Annotated in this window: 20 protein-coding genes; 8 read left to right on the top strand and 12 right to left on the bottom strand. The window is 43.4% G+C overall.

Annotation, left to right across the window (positions count from 1 at the left end; translation table 11 throughout):
* Positions 1–29: 29 nt before the first annotated feature.
* From AC4CV5_RS18790 to purT, 9 genes are all read right to left on the bottom strand, one after another.
* Positions 30–1,370 carry an erythromycin esterase family protein gene (locus AC4CV5_RS18790; protein WP_490923578.1) on the bottom strand — a complete coding sequence of 447 codons (1,341 nt, stop codon included), beginning with the start codon at positions 1,368–1,370 and terminating at the stop codon, positions 30–32.
* Positions 1,371–1,474: 104 nt separating this feature from the next.
* A complete protein-coding gene (locus tag AC4CV5_RS18785; RefSeq protein ID WP_373923970.1) occupies positions 1,475–1,753 on the bottom strand; it encodes a hypothetical protein in 279 nt (92 codons plus the stop codon).
* Positions 1,754–1,807: 54 nt separating this feature from the next.
* Positions 1,808–2,599, bottom strand: coding sequence for a phosphatidylserine decarboxylase (locus tag AC4CV5_RS18780; RefSeq protein WP_490923576.1), 792 nt, complete (start codon positions 2,597–2,599; stop codon positions 1,808–1,810).
* The gene (locus AC4CV5_RS18775; protein ID WP_490923574.1) at positions 2,592–3,080 is read right to left on the bottom strand and encodes a DedA family protein; all 489 of its coding nucleotides are present in this window, start codon (positions 3,078–3,080) and stop codon (positions 2,592–2,594) included. The genes AC4CV5_RS18780 and AC4CV5_RS18775 overlap by 8 nt, the downstream gene beginning before the upstream one ends.
* Complete coding sequence (gene pssA, locus AC4CV5_RS18770) at positions 3,071–3,604, bottom strand: CDP-diacylglycerol--serine O-phosphatidyltransferase (RefSeq protein ID WP_166854427.1); 534 nt, start codon at positions 3,602–3,604, stop codon at positions 3,071–3,073. The genes AC4CV5_RS18775 and pssA overlap by 10 nt, the downstream gene beginning before the upstream one ends.
* A gap of 198 nt (positions 3,605–3,802) precedes the next feature.
* The gene (gene cesB, locus AC4CV5_RS18765) at positions 3,803–4,687 is read right to left on the bottom strand and encodes an enantioselective carboxylesterase CesB (protein ID WP_373923969.1); all 885 of its coding nucleotides are present in this window, start codon (positions 4,685–4,687) and stop codon (positions 3,803–3,805) included.
* 172 nt (positions 4,688–4,859) lie between these two features.
* The gene (locus AC4CV5_RS18760; protein WP_222143462.1) at positions 4,860–5,258 is read right to left on the bottom strand and encodes a YbfJ family protein; all 399 of its coding nucleotides are present in this window, start codon (positions 5,256–5,258) and stop codon (positions 4,860–4,862) included.
* Positions 5,221–6,159 (bottom strand): extracellular metalloprotease Mpr, encoded by a 939-nt coding sequence (mpr, locus tag AC4CV5_RS18755; RefSeq protein ID WP_166854430.1) that lies wholly within the window; start codon positions 6,157–6,159, stop codon positions 5,221–5,223. The genes AC4CV5_RS18760 and mpr overlap by 38 nt, the downstream gene beginning before the upstream one ends.
* Positions 6,160–6,300: 141 nt before the next feature.
* Positions 6,301–7,485 carry a phosphoribosylglycinamide formyltransferase 2 gene (purT, locus tag AC4CV5_RS18750; protein ID WP_490923573.1) on the bottom strand — a complete coding sequence of 395 codons (1,185 nt, stop codon included), beginning with the start codon at positions 7,483–7,485 and terminating at the stop codon, positions 6,301–6,303.
* A 340-nt stretch (positions 7,486–7,825) separates the two neighbouring features.
* Between purT and AC4CV5_RS18745 the strand changes: the two genes are divergently transcribed.
* The 6 genes from AC4CV5_RS18745 to AC4CV5_RS18720 all read left to right on the top strand — a co-directional run bounded on the left by AC4CV5_RS18745 (position 7,826) and on the right by AC4CV5_RS18720 (position 15,560).
* Positions 7,826–9,868: a T7SS effector LXG polymorphic toxin gene (locus tag AC4CV5_RS18745; RefSeq protein ID WP_490923572.1), complete on the top strand. Its 2,043-nt coding sequence runs from the start codon at positions 7,826–7,828 to the stop codon at positions 9,866–9,868.
* A 12-nt stretch (positions 9,869–9,880) separates the two neighbouring features.
* Positions 9,881–10,906: an ADP-ribosylglycohydrolase family protein gene (locus tag AC4CV5_RS18740; RefSeq protein ID WP_166854433.1), complete on the top strand. Its 1,026-nt coding sequence runs from the start codon at positions 9,881–9,883 to the stop codon at positions 10,904–10,906.
* Between the two features lie 169 nt (positions 10,907–11,075).
* Positions 11,076–11,903: an AraC family ligand binding domain-containing protein gene (locus AC4CV5_RS18735; protein WP_490923570.1), complete on the top strand. Its 828-nt coding sequence runs from the start codon at positions 11,076–11,078 to the stop codon at positions 11,901–11,903.
* Positions 11,900–12,820 carry a DMT family transporter gene (locus AC4CV5_RS18730; RefSeq protein ID WP_490923568.1) on the top strand — a complete coding sequence of 307 codons (921 nt, stop codon included), beginning with the start codon at positions 11,900–11,902 and terminating at the stop codon, positions 12,818–12,820. Before AC4CV5_RS18735 ends, AC4CV5_RS18730 begins: the two co-directional genes overlap by 4 nt.
* Before the next feature lie 73 nt (positions 12,821–12,893).
* On the top strand, positions 12,894–15,071 hold the full coding sequence (locus AC4CV5_RS18725; RefSeq protein ID WP_490923566.1) for a glycoside hydrolase domain-containing protein: 2,178 nt from the start codon (positions 12,894–12,896) through the stop codon (positions 15,069–15,071).
* A 60-nt stretch (positions 15,072–15,131) separates the two neighbouring features.
* On the top strand, positions 15,132–15,560 hold the full coding sequence (locus AC4CV5_RS18720) for a hypothetical protein (protein WP_166854437.1): 429 nt from the start codon (positions 15,132–15,134) through the stop codon (positions 15,558–15,560).
* 31 nt (positions 15,561–15,591) lie between these two features.
* On the opposite strand, the gene AC4CV5_RS18715 is transcribed toward AC4CV5_RS18720, so the two are convergent.
* From AC4CV5_RS18715 to AC4CV5_RS18705, 3 genes are all read right to left on the bottom strand, one after another.
* Entirely contained in the window at positions 15,592–16,845 is a 1,254-nt protein-coding gene (locus AC4CV5_RS18715; RefSeq protein WP_490923656.1) for an MFS transporter, read from the bottom strand.
* On the bottom strand, positions 16,842–17,759 hold the full coding sequence (locus tag AC4CV5_RS18710) for a bifunctional helix-turn-helix transcriptional regulator/GNAT family N-acetyltransferase (RefSeq protein ID WP_490923563.1): 918 nt from the start codon (positions 17,757–17,759) through the stop codon (positions 16,842–16,844). The genes AC4CV5_RS18715 and AC4CV5_RS18710 overlap by 4 nt, the downstream gene beginning before the upstream one ends.
* Positions 17,760–17,850: 91 nt before the next feature.
* Complete coding sequence (locus AC4CV5_RS18705) at positions 17,851–18,099, bottom strand: YbeF family protein (protein WP_490923561.1); 249 nt, start codon at positions 18,097–18,099, stop codon at positions 17,851–17,853.
* Positions 18,100–18,392: 293 nt separating this feature from the next.
* Here AC4CV5_RS18705 and glpT point away from each other — a divergent pair, with 293 nt between their 5' ends.
* Together glpT and AC4CV5_RS18695 are read left to right on the top strand one after the other, a co-directional pair.
* Complete coding sequence (gene glpT / locus AC4CV5_RS18700) at positions 18,393–19,727, top strand: glycerol-3-phosphate transporter (RefSeq protein ID WP_166854440.1); 1,335 nt, start codon at positions 18,393–18,395, stop codon at positions 19,725–19,727.
* A gap of 98 nt (positions 19,728–19,825) precedes the next feature.
* Complete coding sequence (locus tag AC4CV5_RS18695) at positions 19,826–20,716, top strand: glycerophosphodiester phosphodiesterase (RefSeq protein WP_326222709.1); 891 nt, start codon at positions 19,826–19,828, stop codon at positions 20,714–20,716.
* Positions 20,717–20,741: the final 25 nt, after the last annotated feature.

The raw sequence follows: 20,741 nt of genomic DNA, 5'->3' as shown, positions 1-20,741 counted from the left end.
AATCCCCTGTTTACCACAGGGGACACCGCTCACTTAATAATGACAGCTGGCGTAATATGCTCCAGCCAAATGACACCGTCATATTGTTCCCTTAAGATCATCTGCTCTTCCATGAATCCCCAATAGAGTGCTGTTCGCGGGGTATACATCCACGAAGTGCCTTTCTTGTTTTTGGTATGGAGAAAATCAACAAAGACAGCTGGATGGTCCGCAGCTTTCAGCAAAGCTTCGAGACTCCCTGGTGGCGGCGGGCTAGTGACCGGCTTAACCGTCTTATTATCGGAGCTATCTAGACTCGCACCTGAGTAAGCGTAGATTCCAATCGTATAAGCTTGTTTTTTCAGCCACTCCGGCAAATAATCACCCATGTTAGGTCCGTTTAGCTGTACCCAGTCCTTTATCATTTTGGTATTCTGCTTGCGAAGATGATAATTGTGGCCCCAGACGATGATTTTCTTTTTTGGATAAAGGGTTTCCGCAACCCACTGAAATTGTTCAGCCATCATGCGGTCTCTCATAAAGAATGAAAAATCCTCAATATTCTCCGGATAATCCTCTAGCTTTTCTTTCATTTGTTCTAGCATGTATGTTTCCATGACGTCAATTCTCAGCTGAAGGGAATGCATAAAGATCTCATAAGCCTTTGGCTCTTTCGGAAGGTGCGCTTTAAGCGCTGAAGCATGTGTTTCAGCGAACTTGATAAGCTCCTGATAGTTTTTCACAAGCGCTTCCTTCTTTTGCGTAAATTCTTCAAACGTACTGCTGTCTGTCACCAATGATGAAAAGTCATTTTCTGATTGGGAAAGCAGCTCAGCTTTTTCAGGGTCTACCGCCTTTACCCATTGATTCGCAGCATCGTCAAATGAATTCTTGAGGCTTTGAATATCAAATCCAGTGAGGATGAGCGGATCGCCTTTCTCTTTTTGCTCTTTCATATAATCAAACAGTTCAACAACATCTTCTGTGTGCCATACGGGGTAAATGGATTTTTTCATCGTGCTCTTAGAGGTGGATTGCTCCGTATTGAGGTAGGATGCATTTGTATCAGTAAAGTCAGACTCAAAGGCTAATACATCATATCCCAGTTCTTCGTGAAGGTATTTGATCATACGGACCTTTGTTGCATTGATTTCACCAGCGCCGTGTGTGGTTTCCCCTAACTGAACGATTCGTTTTCCTTTCAGCACCTTCTTTAGAAATCGAAGGTCTTTGTTTGAGTCATCGGTAGAATCCAGTGGATGTGCATGTTGTTCAATCCAGCGATTCCAATGTTTTTCTTCCGAATCAGCTCGGGCGGATGCTGAAAAAGAAGTAAACACCAGACAGACAATCAGCAGGGGCAGAGCCGTTTTCACTATCATTCGTTTCAATTCTATCTCTCCTTTTCTGCAAGGTTCTCTAGTAATTACGAGATTGATACAGAAAAAGTTTCCTTTTTTCACCAACAAAAAAAGCTTCTCTATTAATAGAAGCTTTAGGTGGATCCTCTCATCACCTGATGAAAGTAAAACCGATACGTATTTCGTAAAAATGTCTCGACCGGAAGCTGCACGTCCGTCTGGTATTTGCCGATAATGAACGGAAACCGCTCGATTCCTTTCTCACGTAAATCACTCGCTTGCTCTTCATCCTTTGCCTTCTCTTGCAGAACCGCTTCAACAATTGGCCAGCACGCTTCCCGCACTTGCCGCAGGACGGCTTCATCTCCGGTGCTTTGATAATCTGTGATCCAGCTGATGATTTGTTTTTCCATGAGTTTCACCTTTCTTCAAAAAAAGAGGTGCTGCGTTTATGCGAGCTCCTCTTTTTACTCTTCGTAACCTATCAGTTCACCGACTTGGACTTCTTGGCCTTCTGTTAAATTGGCGGACGGCTGGAACGCGTCTTTTTCAAAAATCAAAATGACGGTTGAGCCGAATGAAAAGTATCCTAGCTCTTCGCCGATCTCCAGCTCGTTCCGTGTACTCGTCTGCACGATAGAATTAATATTCATCGCGCCGACAGGGATCATCAGGACATTTCGAGTGCCGCTATTCAGCTCGTACACAAACCGGTAATTTTTCGACAGCACATCTTTTCCGTATTTTAACCCTAATTGATTTACAGGGTATGAGCGATTTCCGAGCTCGGCCAGCTTTTGATACCTGCAGCTGATCGGGGAATGAAAACGGTGATAATGCCGCGGGCTTAAATACAAAACGACAAAGTACCCCCCGTTGAATTGATGGTCTGCTCTTTTACAGCCGGTCAGCTCAGCGAAAGAGTAATCTTTCCCCTTTACGGTAAAGGTTTGATTCGGGTTGATTGTTCCTACCGTCTGAACCACCCCGTCAACAGGGCTGACCACCGCGTGCGCCTCTTTTGAAACAGGGCGCCGCTCCAAATTAATATGTCGAATGAACAATTCGGACAGCGAACCGTAATCAGCGGCCGAACCGTCTACATCATCCCAATTTAGCCGAAAATGCTTTGAGAAAAGCGGAATGACCGGTTTGCTGATTTTAGACTCGCAAAATCCTTTAATCAGATAGGATGACAGTCGATGATTCGTCAGCTCTATCAATGATCGATACAGAATCTTTACAGCCGTATTAAACATGAATAATCCCTATAACCCTTCCGATTGTAATAAAAACAAAGCACCATAAAAAGGCGCCGATTGCCGCAAACGCAATATACGTTTTCAGGTTCATTTTGCCGATACCCGAAAAGTAACACGTTACATGTCTGACGCCGGGAATGAAATAACCTAAAATAAGAGAATATGGACCGTATTTATTCATCCATTTCTCTACCTTCATCATTCTCTTTTCTTTTAATCCGACCCACTTGCCGTACTTGTCGATAAACGGGCGCCCGGCTTTTCTGCCGATCATGTAGCTGATCAGCATACCTAACAAAGCCCCGACAAAGCTGATCAAAATTGAAAGCTCATAATTCAGCACGTCAGTATGCGTGAAGTAACCAACAACGGTCATCATTACTTCATCTGGAATCGGCAGTCCAACAATCCCTAGAACCAGCATCAAAAAAATAGCGATATAACCGTAATCCGCTATGAGCTGCTGAACTAATTCCATCTCTCGGACTCCAGGTTTTCTGCCGCATGTTTTTTAAAATGTGGGAATTTTATTTTACTCACCATTAAATAAGAAAGTCCGCAAGTGCCAATTGCCAGCAGGATCGGGTTATAGACGAAGCTTAGAATAACGAGACACATACCCGCAAATGGAATCGGCATTCCGATAAAGGTCGGGAGCTTGCTTTGCTCAATGTTAAATTTAGAGAGGCGAAGCATTCCGCAAATGCTGTACGTCAATGCGCATAAAATCCCGATAAACGGAAGGGCGTATAATGAGACACTGTACGCAAGCATAGAAGGAGCCACACCAAACGTCACCAGATCGGCAAATGAATCCAGTTCTTTTCCCATATCAGAAACAGCATTCAGCTTACGTGCTGCCATCCCGTCAAAGAAATCGAGAAACATGCCGGTAAAAATGAAAAGCACTGCTGAATGAACGTTGTGATATAACAAAGAATGAATCGCCAGCAGTCCGCAAGTAAAGTTTCCTATCGTAATCATACAGGGGATATAATTCACAGTGTAACCAAACCTCCAATTGTAAAACCATCTATATCATTCGACGATATGGATCGAATAGCGTTACAGGAAAAATTTTCTCTATTAAGCATGATAACATAGAATGCCCCCAAAAAAGCAGCACTCAAATCCTATTATTATACAACATTTGTTACCTTTTGAACAATGAATGTCAGTCTTTTCATGTTTCTTACTATTTTATTCTCCTCTCAAAAAGGACAAGACGCGTTGATTGACGTACTCTGGCTGCTCCAGAGATAACAGATGTCCGGCGTTCTTCACGATTTCTGCCTGAATTCCCGGCACCAATACTGAAGCCCGTTCTAAAGCCATTTGCTGATGGTACATGACCTCGTACTCACCGAACATCAGAAGTATCGGGACTGTTATCGATTTCAAATCCCGGTCTGTGAACACGTACGGAAAGCCATTTTCTGTCGGCTTCAGGCTTCTTTGTTCATCCTGCCATTCCACACCTGCCACAATTTGTGTTTGCAGCACAGGATGCAGGTCATAACGGCTATCGGTAATCCATTTAAGATATGCCTTAGCTCCTCTTGATCCTGTAAGCCCCGCTGCGTATTTATAGACGTCCGGATGAAATGAAATAAACGCTTCAGCAGGACTCATAACAACCGCCCGCTCTACTCTTTCAGGCGCTTGGAGCAAGAAGTTCACGATATGGGAACCGCCAATCGAAAGGCCTGCCAGGTGTGCCTTCTCAAGTCCAAGAGAATCAAAGACGTCTTTCAGCCATTCTGCGCAATCAGCTCTCGTATCCAGAGCAGCTGATGGGATACTTTTATTTTTGTCTCCTATTATATCGACCGCATATGTACGATATTGACTGCTCCACTCCGCGATATTCGGATACCACATAGCAGAGCTGAAAAGGCCCCCGTGAAGCAAAATCAGCGAAGGTGCGTCCTTTGGCCCACTTGCAATGATATGTGTTTTTCCAAAACGAGTAGAAACATAGAATGTTTCCGACTCAATCGGCCACAAAGAAAGGCTTTGATCATATGCCTGGTAAAAGCGAAGACCGCTTTCAGCCGCGGCAAGCTGCATTGAATCTTGTGTCATCTTCTTCTTTTTCCTCCGGGTTAGATTGATATAAAAATAAAGGATAAAGCTCCTTTTGTCTCGTAAGAAAAAATGCCTATTTCTTATTATCTCACATTATAAATTTCCAGTATATATCTTGGCTTCCTGTGATACATAAAAAAGGCAGTTTCTCTCGAAAGAGAGAAACCGCCTATTCTTTGAAAACTAATGGAATGACCTTATCTTTTTTATCCTCTGTTAATGAGATGTGATGGGTTACTGATTTTTCACCCTTCGTTAATGCGACTGAGTAGTCCCCTTTTCTGCCTGTATCCCATTTGATGTCTCCGTTTTTATCTGTTTTACCGAGTATCTCGCCAATCTCTATACTCGGCTCCTGATCTGAGGCCGGCGCTTCGACAATTGTCACTTGAACCCCTTCAACCGGCAGCCCTTTGGCATCCTCCACATGAAGAGTGACAGGAATAGCCGTTTCTTTCTGAGCAGAATGCGTCTGTGAACTGCATCCGCATAAAAACAAAATAGACATGAAAATAGCTAGTTTGCTGTATTTATTGATTTGCCCAATATTGAATATTGTTGAATACATCGTTCGTCACCCTTGTTCCCAAGTTATATGACGATCCCCCGTTCGTGTGAATCGCAATAGCTGTCTGCCCTGTGTCACTGTAGTTTCGATACACAGGCGATCCGCTTTGGCAGCCGTACGTATCGGTTGTATAGGTCAGCTTATACGTTTCAGCGGAGCGAATCGGCTTTGTATCAGACCACATCGTGCCAAATGTCTTGTCACATGGGTATCCTGTCACTGACGAGGAAAGACCCACAGGACTGCTGCTATTTGTTGTCCGATAGCCGTACCAGCCAACCGTGTTTCCCGGAGAACCGTTTAATTTAATAGCGCCGTAATCATAATTGGTGTTTTTGCTTTCCGTCCATCCTTTGACGGAGTAAAACATCGTGCCTGAATAAGTTCCGTAAGGATATGAAGAATCATTGCGCCCTGGCGCAGCGGTTATCGACGAAGCCCAGCCGTGATCCTGGCTGTACACACAATGTCCAGCCGTTACGACTGTATTCGGATTGACTAAAAATCCGGTGCATCCATAAGTGCTTGAGGTGTTGGGATACTTGATTGACAGTTGAACAGTTGCTCTGTAAGGAAAAGATGTTGTACTGGAGATTCTGACGCGTTCATCGGTTCCGATGATACTTGAAGGCTGTATGGTTTTAATGTTTTTTTCCAGTTGCGTTTGGCCATAAAGCGATTTGCTTGTTTTCCCGGTTCCCTCATAAGGGGCGGAAACCTGTTCTTCTTTTGACGTTTGGTTTTTCGTGACATCAGCTTCTTTACCGGTATTCGATACAGAAATTTGCGGGTTCTCTGCCGCTTTTGCCGGTACGCCGAAAGATACCCCCGCTGATAAAGCCAAGCACAAAACTGTTAAGTAAACGAACCATTGTTTTCTGAATGTTGAAACTAATTTCATTTTGTCATCTCCCTCCTTTTGTGTCAACCACCCTTATAGGTGGAAGACTTTTACATTATAATCGCGTTTCTGATTCTTATGATAAAACTTTTATGGTGGATGAAAAAAAAGGCCTTGTCCAAGACAAGACCCGCTCAAACTCTATTTTATAGATAGCTGATCCAATGCTTTCTTTGCATTCTCTCTTGCTGTTTCAACTGTATCAGCCGCAGAAAGCGCAACCGCCATACGGCGTCCGGCTTTCGTTATCGGTTTGCCAAAGACGCGGACTTGTGTCTTCGGAACTGCCAGGGCGTTTTCCAGCCCTTCAACAGTGTAATCCGCTGATTCTTCCGGAGCTTTGAGGGGCCTGCTGGCGCCAGGAGAAAGCTGAGTGATTTCTGTAATCGGAAAGCCGAGAATCGCCCGGACATGCAGTGCGAATTCTGACAAATTTTGCGTCACCAGCGTGACAAGGCCCGTATCATGAGGTCGAGGAGATACTTCACTGAAATACACTTTATCTTTCGCAAGGAACAGTTCAACGCCAAACAGGCCGTAGCCGCCAAGCTCATCCGTAATGGCTTTCGCAATATGTTTCGCTTCTTCCATTTGCTGCTCTGTCATATGATGCGGCTGCCATGATTCGATATAATCTCCGTCCTTTTGCACATGACCGATCGGCTCACAAAATGTCGTGCCGTTTACCGCACGTACGGTTAAGAGCGTGATTTCTGATTCGAATGGGATAAACTCCTCAACGATCACGCGCCCGTTTTTCACCCGTCCGCCTTCCATCGCCGTCTCCCAGCAGCTCTCTAAATCCGCTTCAGAACGGCACACGCTTTGGCCTTTTCCAGAGGAACTCATCAATGGTTTAACGACACAAGGGAAGCCGATCTGAGCTGCCGCTTGTACAAATTCTTCATATGTATTCGCAAATTCATAGCCAGCCGTCGCAAGTCCGAGCGTTTCCGCCGCAAGCCGTCTGATGCCTTCCCGATCCATGGTCAGCTTCGCCGCACGCGCATTCGGGATGACGCGAAATCCTTCCTTTTCAAGCTTCAGCAATTCATCCGTCGCAATCGCCTCAACCTCAGGCACAATCAAATCCGGCTTTTCTTTCTCAATGATGGTTCTGATCTGCTCGCGGTCCAGCATATCAGCAACATAGCTGTTATGCGCAACCTGCATCGCCGGAGCATGCTCGTAACTGTCCACCGCCACCGTCTGTACCCCAAGACGCTGGGCTTCAATCACTACCTCTTTTCCTAACTCACCTGAACCTAACAATAAAACCTTCTTTGATTGATACATCTTTGCCCCTCCTATCTGTTTCCCAACCATTATAACTGAAATATTCGAAAAATAAATTTTTATTAAAAAGATAAAATAAGAAGTCATCATGAACTGTATGATCAAGGAATTTTCACAAAGAAATGGAAGCGAATGCTGCATATACCATGAAAGACCACCTGAAATCTATTTTTGCGAAAACCACTACAGGAAGCCGGCGAGAATTAGCGCGGATGCTGATTCCAGCAGCTTTTCCTGCCTGTGCCTAAAATGATTAAATAGAACCAGTAAAAAAGTACCTTTTTTCCTTGTTTTTTCAGTTTTCACTCCTTTCCTGAATTCACCATGGTACCATATTTACAGGAAAATTCAGGCGAAAGGACACAGTACCTTGAAGATACTTGAAGCAAATACGATTTTAGAAACGGCTGAAACGCGCCTTAAAGCCTATCAAACATTGAGAGGGCATATGACTGCTCTGAAGAAACAGTTCAAAGAGATGACAAACTTGGATGATGCCATGACAGGCAAGGGTGCTAACGCAATTAAAGCTTTCTATAAGGAACAAGCTGCAGGGGCAGATCTGTGGCTGGACCTTATTGACATGAGAATCGCTTTTTTTAAAAATATTCCAGCCGCAATTGAGGAAGCAACATTTGATGACAATGCATACGTTGAGGAATCCTATCTCGATAACGAACTGCATAACGGTCTAATCAAAGCGGACGGCATTATAGATGCACAGCATAAAGACATGAAATCAATCCTGAATTCTATTGACGACATCTTGCCGTTATCTCTCTTTGATAAATCTACAGTCATCGACGAACTGGATAAAGCAAATAAAGAACGAGAAAAAACGATTACACATCTGCATAACCTGGATGAGAAACTAAACAGTGATTACGTAGCATCCGAAGCAGTGGAACAAGAGGTTCGTGCATTTTTCGAAGCACTGACCGGTGCCACCCGCAAAGGCGGAAACACAAATCCCATGACCTTTAACGCAAAAGCCTTTCATGAAACGGACGCTTATCAAAACAAAGCGGATATTCACAAACAAGCACAGCAGTTCATCAAAGCAAAAAAACAGGAAGAAATCGAGTTTCTCAAGAAAAAACTCGACAAAACTACTGACCCTGATGAATACCTGAAAATTGCAGACAAAATTGGCACTGACAACCTGAGCGCTGAGCAATTACAATACTATTCAAGCATTGTTCAAATGAAAGCCCAGCAGGAAGCAGGAAGAATGCTAGTCGAAGGTGGAAAAGGTGTAATTGTCGGGCTCTGGGATGCCGGAAAGGATATTGTCACCGGTGCATGCGACCTTGCTGTCGGTGCTTATGATCTTGCTGTATGGTCATATAGAGCACAGGGTGGAATGGGCATCGAAGAACAAGTGAAAGCCGGACAGGAACTTCAAAATATCATCTATAGCGCGCCAGAAACTTTTGAATACATGGTCGATTCCTTCAAAAAATCATGGAACGACAACATGGTTCACGGTGATGTCTATAGCCGCTCCCACTATATCACCTACGCAGTTGCCTCCCTATTTGGGGCCAAAGGACTCGGAAAAGCGGCATCAGCAACAAAAGCTGGGAAATTCGTGACAAAAGAAACAAAAACATTTTTGAACGATCACAAATCTTTAGCAAAGAACATTACTGAAAAAGCAAAACCTTATTTCAAATTGCCAAGTAACAATCAACTAGAACCTGCAATACAAGGAGCACAGAATTTTGAAAGCCCTATTTCGAAACTGGAGAAGGATTTTGATAAAAAACATGAAAACTTTGTCCAGATTAATGGCAGCGATCATAGCAAATCAGGTGGCGTAGGCCCCAATGAAAGTTCTAAAATTACACGTGATATTAAAACAGTAGAGGAAGCACACCAATGGGGGAGCAAGTATTATGACGATTGGATGAATTCATTAACTCCACGTGAACAAGTTGCAATTAAGCAATATACTGGTGACGATTATAAAAAAATAAATGATTATTTAAGAGGAATTAATGATTCTTTAGATGGCATTGATTTAGATACAATCTATAATATAAAGAATGGGTTGGATAAAGCGAGAGTTCCACACAATTTGCAAGTTTATAGAGGGACAGACCTAAGACCTTTAGAATCATTAATCCAATTTGACAAATATGGAGACATTAATGCTGAATCGTTAATTGGGAAGACTTTCAGAGACAATGGTTTTATTAGTACTGCAATTGTTAAAGAATCATCCTTTGATCACATGAAAGTCTCATGGGAAATAAATGTTCCAGCAGGAACTAATGCAGCCTATCTCGGAAAGATAAGTCACTTCCCTAATGAAGCTGAGTTACTTTTAAATTTTGGGCAAGAGATGGTTATTAAAAGCGCACATGTTGATAGCAGCAATAAGTTACATATTATTTTAGACTTAATTTAAGAGGGTGAAAAAATGAGAAGCAGAAGAATGATAGATAGATGGGAAGATGACAATAAGAGTTTTCTTAAACTTAATATAAAAAACAAAGTTCTTCCAACAATATACGGTGGCATTATAGGAGATATGTTAGGAGTTCCAGTTGAATTCAAAAAAAGAGGAGATTTTCATGTGCAGGATATAGTAGGATACGGCACCTATAATCAACCTCCTGGAACCTGGTCTGACGATACATCTCTGACCTTGTGCCTGATGGAAAATATGATTGAAAAAGGGAACATAAATGATTTAATGCAGAAATTTAAACAGTATCAAGATGAAGGTTACTGGACGCCGTATGGTGAAATGTTTGACATTGGCAGGACGACTGTTGAAGCGATTACCCGATTTAGAAAAGGTGTTCTGCCAGAAAAATGCGGTGGTCAGTCGGAATTCGATAACGGAAATGGAGCATTAATGAGAATTTCACCATTAGTGTTTATTTTGCATAAAGAATTTGATTTTGTGAAAAAAGCGGAGATGATTAAGAAATATACAGAAATAACTCATGCCCATCCGCGTGCTATAGTTGGTTCCATTATTTATGTTGAGCTATTACTAAGGCTATATTATAACAATTCAATTGATAAATCTTTAAGAGAAGTGAAAGAGCTTTTCGATGAGAATTTTGCAAAAGAACATGTATACCATAAAGAATTAACACATTATGAAAGAATTTTCGACAAAAGTTTTTTGAATACACCAAGAGAAGAAATTCGATCAGACGGGTATGCCGTTCATACTTTAGAAGCGGCAATATGGTGTTTCGGCACTACATCTTCATTTACCGAAGCAGTACTAGCAGCAGTGAACTTAGGAGAGGATACTGATACCGTAGCATCAATAACTGGATCAATAGCGGGAATGTATTATAAGATGGACGGAATCCCAGAAGATTGGTTAGACAAAATGGCTCGCAAGCAAGATGTTGATAAATTAATAAACAATTTCTACGAGTATTGTGCAGATAAAGCTATTATTGAGGAATATGGAAATCTTTAAATTCTTGTTAAAAGAAAAACACTATCTAGCATTTTCATATGTGGGATGGAAAAGAAAGCAGACCAATCAAGGTCTGCTTTCTCTATTCCAAACAGCAACATCATACAAGAAATCCCTAAAAATCATGCTACACTTAACCCAAGACCACCACACCGACAGGAGGCATCCCATGCAAAACGAAACCCGAACACTGCAGCTTGACCCGCACCTTAATATAGAAGCATACCGCTTCAAGGGGATTATGCAAAAATTCCCGAACCACTTTCACGATTATTATGTGATTGGCTTTATCGAAAAAGGACAGCGGTATCTGGCCTGTCAGGATCAAGAATATATTATCAATCCAGGTGATCTTCTCCTCTTTAACCCCCGTGACACGCATAGCTGTGAGCAGATTGACGGGCGGACGCTTGATTATCGTTGTATCAATGTGATGCCGGATGTCATGGAGAAGGCGGTCGAAGAGATTACTGGCGCCGGGCATCTCCCATATTTCTCCCAGCATGTGTTATTCCGCCACGAGCTGACATCCAGCCTGCAGGAATTGCACATTCTGATTTCCGAGGAAAAGCAGGCTTTGCGCAAGGAGGAGCTGTTTCTTCATTTGCTGGAAGAGCTGATCCGCCGTTATTCAGACGTCACGTTCCTCAACAGCATTCCGGAACCATCCGACGAAGTCAAAATGGTTTGCGGATTTCTAGAAGAACATTATGCCGAGAACGTCACACTCAATGATTTGAGTGAATTAACAGGCTGGAGCAAGTATCATTTATTGCGATCATTTACAAAACAAAAAGGAATTACGCCTAATAGCTACCTAGAGACAATCCGGATTAATCAAGCGAAAAAACTCCTGGAACAAGGGGGTAGACCGATTGATGCGGCATTTCAGACAGGCTTCAGCGATCAGAGCCACATGACGAAGTTTTTCAAACGGCAGGTGGGGCTGACGCCGAAACAATACATGAAGATTTTTGAAAAGGAGCTTCAAAGATGAGCATACAAAGGGAAACGGCCGGACATACCGCAGCCATTGTGACCATTCTGATTTGGGGGACAACCTTTATTTCGACAAAGGTTCTGCTGGCTGACTTTACTCCAATGGAAATATTATTTTACCGGTTTTTGATGGGCTTTATTGCACTTATTCTCGTACGTCCTAAAATAATTCCGTTCAAAAATTGGCGGCTGGAGCTGTTATTTGCCGAGGCAGGTTTATTTGGCGTCACCCTTTACTTTTTATTAGAAAATATAGCCCTTACGTATACATACGCTTCAAATGTCGGCATGATTGTATCCATTATCCCGATGATTACTGCTGTTCTTGCCCACTTTCTGCTTGAAGGCGAAAAACTGCGGCTGACTTTTTTCATTGGATTTGGGGCAGCACTGATCGGGCTTTTATTGATTACGTTCAACGGCAATGTCGTACTGCGGCTGAATCCGTTCGGAGACATCATGGCAGTCGGGGCCGCTCTCGTGTTTGGAGGCTACTCGATATTGATGAAAAAATTAAGCGCTTACGATTATCACATCATCGAGCTGACACAGAGAGTGTTTTTGTACGGTTTGTTGTTTATGGTTCCCGCTTTATTTTTGTTCGACTTTCATTTTGAACTGAGCCGATTTTCATCCGCTTCAAATGTACTCAACATGCTCTTCCTCGGCATCGGTGCTTCCGCCCTGTGTTTCGCAACATGGAATTACTCTGTCGGCGTGCTCGGCGCCGTAAAATCCAGCGCATATATTTACATGGTCCCGGTCATCACAATCACAGCCTCCATCCTGATCCTTCACGAAAACATGACATGGATCGCTCTTCTAGGAGGTGCACTTACGCTTTTAGGACTCTACATTTCTGAGCAGAAACCGAAAGCGAAGCTGATGGAGAACGGAAGTCATATGGATGCTTAACGGCATCCATTTTTTATTTTGTCCTACGTTTGCCACCTATAAATGAACGCGACCTAAAGAAGGAGGAATCGAAATGGATGAAATGGTCTTAATCACACAGCAGTGGCTGAACGAAACGTACAGCGGCAAACACGGGTATAACCCAGTAGAAGAAAGCGGGAAAACTGGGTGGGATACGATCTACGGTCTGACTCGTGCGCTTCAAATTGAACTGGGTATCTCGGAGCCAGCTGATAACTTCGGGCCGACAACACAGCGCTTATTTAAGCCTCTTAAACGTCAAGCTCCAGATTCAGAACCAAGCAACATGAATTTTATTTTACAGGGGGCTTTATGGTGCAAAGGCTTTAATCCCGGCGGTTTTACAGGTGTCTTTTACGAAAAAACAGAAAATGCGGTGAAGGAATTTCAGAAAGCTGCAGGACTGACAGCTCAGGATGGAATTGTCACCACGTTGATTATGAAAGCCTTATTGAACATGAGTGCTTTTAAGCTAGTGTCTGGGGGGGATCCAAGAATCCGTCAGATTCAACAAAACTTAAACCGGGACTACAATGACTATATCGGTTTAATGCCTTGTGACGGACTATATGCCCGCGATACCAACAAGGCCCTTATTTATGCTTTGCAAAAAGAAGAAGGCATGAGCACAAGTGTCGCCAATGGATTTTTCGGAAACGGCACAACAAGCTTATGCCCTACTTTAACTCCCGGCGATTCAAGAACAGGCTTTGTTTTAATTGTTCAGTACGCCCTTTATTGCAATGGAAAGTCATTCGATCCTGGTGAGTTTGACGGCAAATATGGCGTCGGTGTTGTTTCAGCCGTTAAAGCATTTCAAGAGTTCATGTGCCTGCCTCAAACAGGTTATGCCGACATGCCAACCATCAAAGCTTTATTATCAAGCTCAGGAGACACAACACGGACCGCTTCTGCTTGTGACACTGCTACAATAATAACAGCAGAAAAAGCTCAGACCCTGCGGAATAACGGTTATAAAACAGTTGGAAGATATTTGACCGGAAATGTGCGGACAAGCAATGGCCTTACTTCGAAGGCCCTGACATCTGAGGAACTTTCAGTTATTGTTGATGCCGGATTAAAGGTTTTTCCAATTTATCAAGACGGCGGTTATGAATCTTCTTATTTTGTAAAAGACCAAGGCACAAGAGATGCATACAGCGCTGCTTCAGCGGCTCGAAGATTAGGTTTCCCGTCAGGCACGATCATTTATTTTGCCGTCGACTTTGATGCATATGATTATGAAGTGACCGATAAAATTATCCCTTATTTTCAAGAGATCAAGTCAGCATTTACAAAAATGCAGACATTTTCAACCGCACCTAAATATGAAATTGGGGTTTACGGACCGAGAAACATTTGTATCCGCACTTCAGAAGCCGGGCTGACAAAATATAGTTTTGTGGCAAATATGTCAACTGGATTTAGCGGCAATCTCGGCTATCCGATGCCAAACAACTGGGCCTTTGATCAATTTTATGAGGGGACAATCGGAAGCGGCTCTGGAAGCATCGGAATTGATAAAGACGGATTTTCAGGAAGAGACTCAGGTGCAAGCAATTTGAATCCGCCGTCTGATCCGGTATATGATGCAAGACTACGTACACTGACAGACATTTTATCTACCATTCCGGCTTTAGAAAATCTATCTACTCTTGCAAACGCGATGTTTGAATTTGATACGACAGAAACCATTTTTACATCACCTGAGTTGGATATTATTCTATCAACTTCACTTCTGGCAACCATCCCAAGTGAAGGTTCACCAAACACAATTACCATTACAAATGGTAAACCAGGTGCCTATATCACGGGTTTATTGGGAGACACCCAAACGTCTCTCACTGCGTCACAAATTGACTCTTATCAAAACCTTTTAAACAGCCTCAGCTTGTCAGTACGCAACGGTTATTTGGAGGTTTATGTAAATCCAACTGCCCAATCGTTAAATATTCAAGTTAAAATCTATACTCCTGATATTCCAGTTGGTGACAGTGCAACAACTGGACTTACAACTACGATTACGTTTAAAATAAAACAGAAGCACTTTAGATTACCAGATACTGAGGAAGTATATTCACCAGATTGGGATACTATTGTCAACAACATGGTTCAGATAGGTATAGGTATTGTTATTGTTGCTGGTATCGGTGCCTTAGCTTTAACGGTAGGCGCTGAAGCAGGAGCAGTTGCAGTACTCTTCCGTACATTATTAGCGGCTTTTAAATAATCTTGGTCTCCATGGATCCTTTTAGAGGATTCATGGAGTTATTCTTAAGGGGGATTCTTTATGAAAAACAATATACATAAGTATCAGGAAATCACCAAAAAAATAGAAACGGATCTGTACCCAATTAGCCAAAATCAAAGTGATTTACTTTTATACTTAATGCAACAAGACTCACTCACACTCAGCCAAATGAAAGTGTGCTTAACTGAACCACAGCTCACATTCAAACACACCGTCAAAATCGTTTGTTTCGTGTCATTCGTAACTTTATATATTTATTTTTTTAGCACTCGTTTTAATGAATTAATAGAATTAGCTATACAAATGTTTTTTGCCTTGATCGGCCTTTTTTGGGTTTTTATTGTTTTCCCATTTTCAAGAAAAGTTCAAATCTCCCAGAACTTCAAACAAAAATCCGAAAACGCCCGCATTGTCAGTATGATTGACTTCGTATTAGAACAAAAATACAAAAAAAGCATCTCTGAATAATCCCGAAATCAGAGATGCTCACTTTCTGCTCTCATCCCTTCTCTATCACAGCCACACTGTCACGTGTGACTCCCGCAGGCTCCCTCAGCAACACATTCATCACGCTCGCCAGCACGAGCATCCCAATCGACAAATAAAAAGCCAGTGTATACTCACCCGTTACAGTATAGATGACGCCGGGCACATATGCGCCGAGTGCCGAGCCGATTTGATGGGCAAGAGACAGCCAGCCGATCATGAGGCCGATCGAGTAGTTTTGAAAGTACTGGGTAGCGAGCATTTGAGTCGGCGCTACCGTGGCGAAGTCCACTAATCCAAACAGAATCGCAAAGGCTAAAAGCAAGTAGGGCTCGTGGCTGTAAATCAGAATCACGATCGACAGCGCGCGTACCGCATATAAAAAGCACAGGATTTTCCGGCTGCTCCACCGGTCTGCTACAATTCCGGACAGTAAGATCCCAGCAATGTTAAAGCCGGCAAGCAGACTGACAGCAGCACTTGTGACTGTCGTCGAAAAGCCGTGATCGTGAGAAAACGGAATCAAATGGGTATCCATCAGCCCCACGGTCGTAAATCCGCAGATCAAAAACGGCAAAATCAGAAACCAGAATTGCTTCATCCGAAACATTCCGGTCACTGAAAGAGCAGTTGTTTTAGATGCTGTTTCTTTTTCCGCAGCAGCAAGCCCGCCAATCGGCTCTGTATTCTTTTCTGAAGGATTGTTCCGCAGCATCAGCAGTGCAGCCGGAAAGACAATCACGCTTAACAGCAAGCCCAACACCACAACCGTCAGCTTCCAGCTAAACCAATGGATCAGCATAAGTGAGCCGGGAACGAGAAGCATTTGCCCAGCGCCAAAGCCTGCTTCCATGATCCCAAAGGCTAGTCCCCGCTTTTTGCTGAACCAATTGACGACCAATACACTTGCTGCCACATTCGATGCTCCGCCAACTCCAAGCGAGACGCCCAGCCCATAAAGCAAAAACAGCTGCCATGGCGAAGTAACAAGGTATGTTAAGAAAATGCTGACTCCTGTCAATAACGCGCTCCATGACAAAACAGCCCGAGCACCCCATTTGTCCACAAGTCGTCCGATCACAGGCTGTGATATGCCATAAACAATAAAGCTTATCGTAGAAATCAGCGAGATGGTGCCTCTGTCCATTGAAAACTGCCTTTCCCAAGGCTCCACAAACGCACCAAATGACAGGCGCACCCCCTGAACGGCCAATAAGATCAAAAAGGTGACGGAAACGATGATCCAAGCATAGTGCAGTCTTTTCATGACAGCTCCAAATCCCACCGTTCTTCTGTCAGGCGCTGTCCCCATAATGGCGCTTCTTTTTTCACTTCACTGACCCTAAATCCAAATTTTTCATAGAGCGGACGAGCCTCGGCCATGGTGCTCACCGTCCAAAGGAAAACGCGTTCAAACCTCATGTCCCGGCAGTATGTAACCAGATGCTCCAGCAATTGAGTGCCGAGCCCTTTGCCCCGAAAAGCGGCATCAACGAGGAACCATCTGAGCTGCACTGTCTTTTCATCATGTTTGACCAACCCGACAGAGCCGGCAAATTTCCCGCCGCTTTCTGCAATCCATATCTTTTCGATTTCAGCATCAAATGTTTCATGAAGATAATCTAAAAACGTGTCGTCCCAGCCGTGAGCCTCCGCGTAAAATTGTCTTTGTTTCTCAATAAGGAGTTGAAGATCATCCGACAGAAAATAATCTCTAATCGATATCTCTGATGTTCTGGCAGAAAGCGACTGTGAAAGGATCGCTTCAATCTCTGCCATCGCCTCCGCAAGCTTGTGCTGGTCCTTTTGATCAATTTCCTCCAGCATCAGTTCCACTTGTTCGTTAGCTTTCTCCTCCAGTTTTTTATAAATCGTTTTTCCCGTTTCCGTGACATAAATATAATGGTGGCGGGCGTCATCTTTGCTCTTTTGTTTATAAATCAAATCTTCTTTTTCAAACTGTTTCAAAATCCTGCTGACATATCCCCGATCTAGCCCTAGCTTATCCTGAAGAGCCTTTGCCGTACAATTGGGCGTATTGAAAATTTCAAATAAAATACGTGTTTCTGTTAAGGAAAACGGGCTGTCGTAAATGTGCTCATTAAGGAAGCCAAGGACATTTGTGTAAAATCGATTGAACTTTCTGAATTTTAAACCGACAGTTGATTCACTGGTTTTCATACTCATCCCCACTTTCTTATATCGTTGATTAAGCCAATTATAATCACATATAGTTGCCATAGTCAACGATATGTTGGAAAGCGGGGGATTCTTATTTTCTTGATGCTTTCTTTTTCCTGATCACAATCAATGTGATATAGGATAAAGCCAGTGAAACCAAGCTATAGACAACCACCCACCCTAAAAATGATTCGTTAAAAATGGTAAAAGTGAACACTAGCGATATGATCAAATTAAGCACTGGCATCAGATACACGTTTTTACAAACACAAGTCCCGGCAATCGATAACAATATAATCCCTAAAGGCAAAATACCGAACGCGATATCTAATTCATCCACCTGCAACAGCCTCCCTCCAGATTTTTATGCGGCTCGTAAAAAAACATAACTGTAATATGAAAAGGATAATATTCACTTTTTTCTAGCTCAAATTTTGAAATTACCCGTTTACATTCACTCCGGACTATGATAATTTAAGAAAGCGCTATCATGATAAGTTAATAGCTTGGATGGAGATGAGGAGAGCCAGGAATCCAACCCCTTTTGACGAGGGGTGTTTTCTGGCTCTTTTTGTTTTTCAGAAAGGAGGCACGCCACACATCCAACACAAGCAGCAAAGGAGGATGATTTTGATGTTTCACATATTTAAACCGGCTCCTCACATTGAGAGACTGGATGATTCAAAGACGGATGCGGCTTATAAACGGCTCAGGCTCCAAGTGTTTATCGGGATTTTTATCGGCTACGCAGGCTACTACCTGCTGCGGAAAAACTTTGCCTTTGCCATTCCTTATCTTCAGGAACAGGGGTTTTCAAAAACAGAACTGGGGTTGGTGCTGGCCGCTGTGTCCATTGCATACGGATTCAGCAAATTCATCATGGGCATGGTGTCTGACCGCTGTAATCCGAGGTATTTTCTTGCGACAGGCCTATTTTTATCAGCAATCGTTAATATTCTCTTCGTTTCAATGCCTTGGGTGACTTCGAGCGTCACCATCATGTTTATTTTTATGTTTATCAACGGATGGTTTCAAGGAATGGGCTGGCCCCCATGCGGCAGGACGATGGCCCATTGGTTTTCCATTAGTGAACGCGGCACAAAAATGTCGATCTGGAATGTCGCCCATAACATAGGCGGCGGTATTCTCGCTCCGCTTGTCACTCTTGGCATTGCGATGTTCGTGACCTGGAAAAGCGTGTTTTTCTTCCCTGCTATTATCGCCATTGTCATTTCATTTTTGATTGTTTTATTGGTTCGCGATACACCTCAATCTTGCGGACTCCCGCCAATTGAAGAGTATCGGAATGACTACCCAAAACACGCGTTTAAAAATCAGGAAAAAGAATTAACAACAAAAGAAATCCTTTTTCAATATGTGCTGAACAACAAATTTCTTTGGTACATCGCGTTTGCCAATGTATTTGTCTATTTTGTGCGGTACGGCGTGGTTGACTGGGCGCCTACTTACTTAACAGAAGCCAAAGGCTTTTCTCCTGAAGACTCGCGCTGGTCATATTTTCTTTACGAATACGCCGGCATACCGGGAACAATCCTGTGCGGATGGATCAGTGACAAATTCTTCAAAAGCCGCCGGGCACCGGCAGGCGTTTTGTTTATGGCGGGCGTTTTCATTGCCGTATTGGTGTACTGGCTGAATCCTGCCGGCCATCCGCTCGTAGACAACATCGCCCTGATCAGTATTGGCTTCTTAATCTACGGGCCTGTTATGCTGATCGGCCTGCAAGCGATTGATCTAGCCCCGAAAAAAGCAGCCGGAACTGCAGCCGGTTTGACCGGATTTTTCGGATACATCGGCGGATCGGCTTTCGCCAATGCCATTATGGGCTTTGTCGTTGACCAGTTTGATTGGAACGGCGGCTTTATCATGCTGATCTCTTCCTGCATTCTTGCTATCGTCTTCTTGGCTTTGACGTGGAATACAGGAAAACGGGCGGAGCACGTTTAAGAAAGAAAAATAAAAGATTAATCATTTTCTAACACGCCGTTTACATCCGTTTTTTAATATGAAAGACAGGTTCTGTTTATCTATAAGGAGGAGAAATCATGCGAAAAAATAGAATACTAGCTCTGGCTCTTCTGTCGCTGGGCTTACTCTCATTTATGGTCACGCCGGTGTCGGCAGCGTCAAAAGGGAACCTGCTGTCACCTGACCGTATCCTTACAGTTGCGCACAGAGGGGCTTCCGGATATGTGCCTGAGCATACGATCCTTTCTTACGAAACCGCTCAGAAAATGAAAGCAGATTATATTGAGTTGGATCTGCAAATGACAAAAGACGGCAAATTGATTGTCATGCACGATGAAAAACTGGACCGCACCACAAACGGAACGGGCTGGGTAAAAGACCATACGCTCGCAGACATTAAGAAACTTGACGCCGGTTCTTGGTTTAATAAAGCCTATCCGGAAAAAGCAAAGCCGCAGTACGCCGGCCTTAAGGTTCCTACATTAGACGAAGTATTGAACCGTTTCGGAAAACACGCAAACTACTACATTGAAACAAAATCGCCTGACACCTACCCAGGCATGGAAGAAAAATTGATCGCTTCTTTACAGAAACATAAATTACTGGGCAAACATTCTAAGCCCGGCCAAGTGATTATTCAATCGTTCAGCAAAGAAAGCCTGGTAAAAGTCCATCAATTACAGCCAAACCTGCCGGCCGTTCAATTGCTGGAAGCCAAACAAATGGCGTCAATGACAGATGCTGACCTGGACGAAATCAAAACATACGCTGTCGGTGCGGGTCCGGATTACAAAGCGCTGAATGCTGAAAACGTCAGTATGATCCGCAGCCATGGCCTCCTGCTTCACCCTTACACGGTCAATACAGAAGCAGATATGCGCCGCCTGCTTGACTGGGGAGTGACAGGAGTATTCACAAATTACCCTGATGTCTTCCAGCACGTTAAAAAAGACTACAAAAAAAGCTGAGAATCCTAGGATTCTCAGCTTTTTC

This window comes from Bacillus sp. NS1 (assembly GCF_058248265.1).
This window is presented reverse-complemented; position numbering and strand designations above follow the sequence as displayed.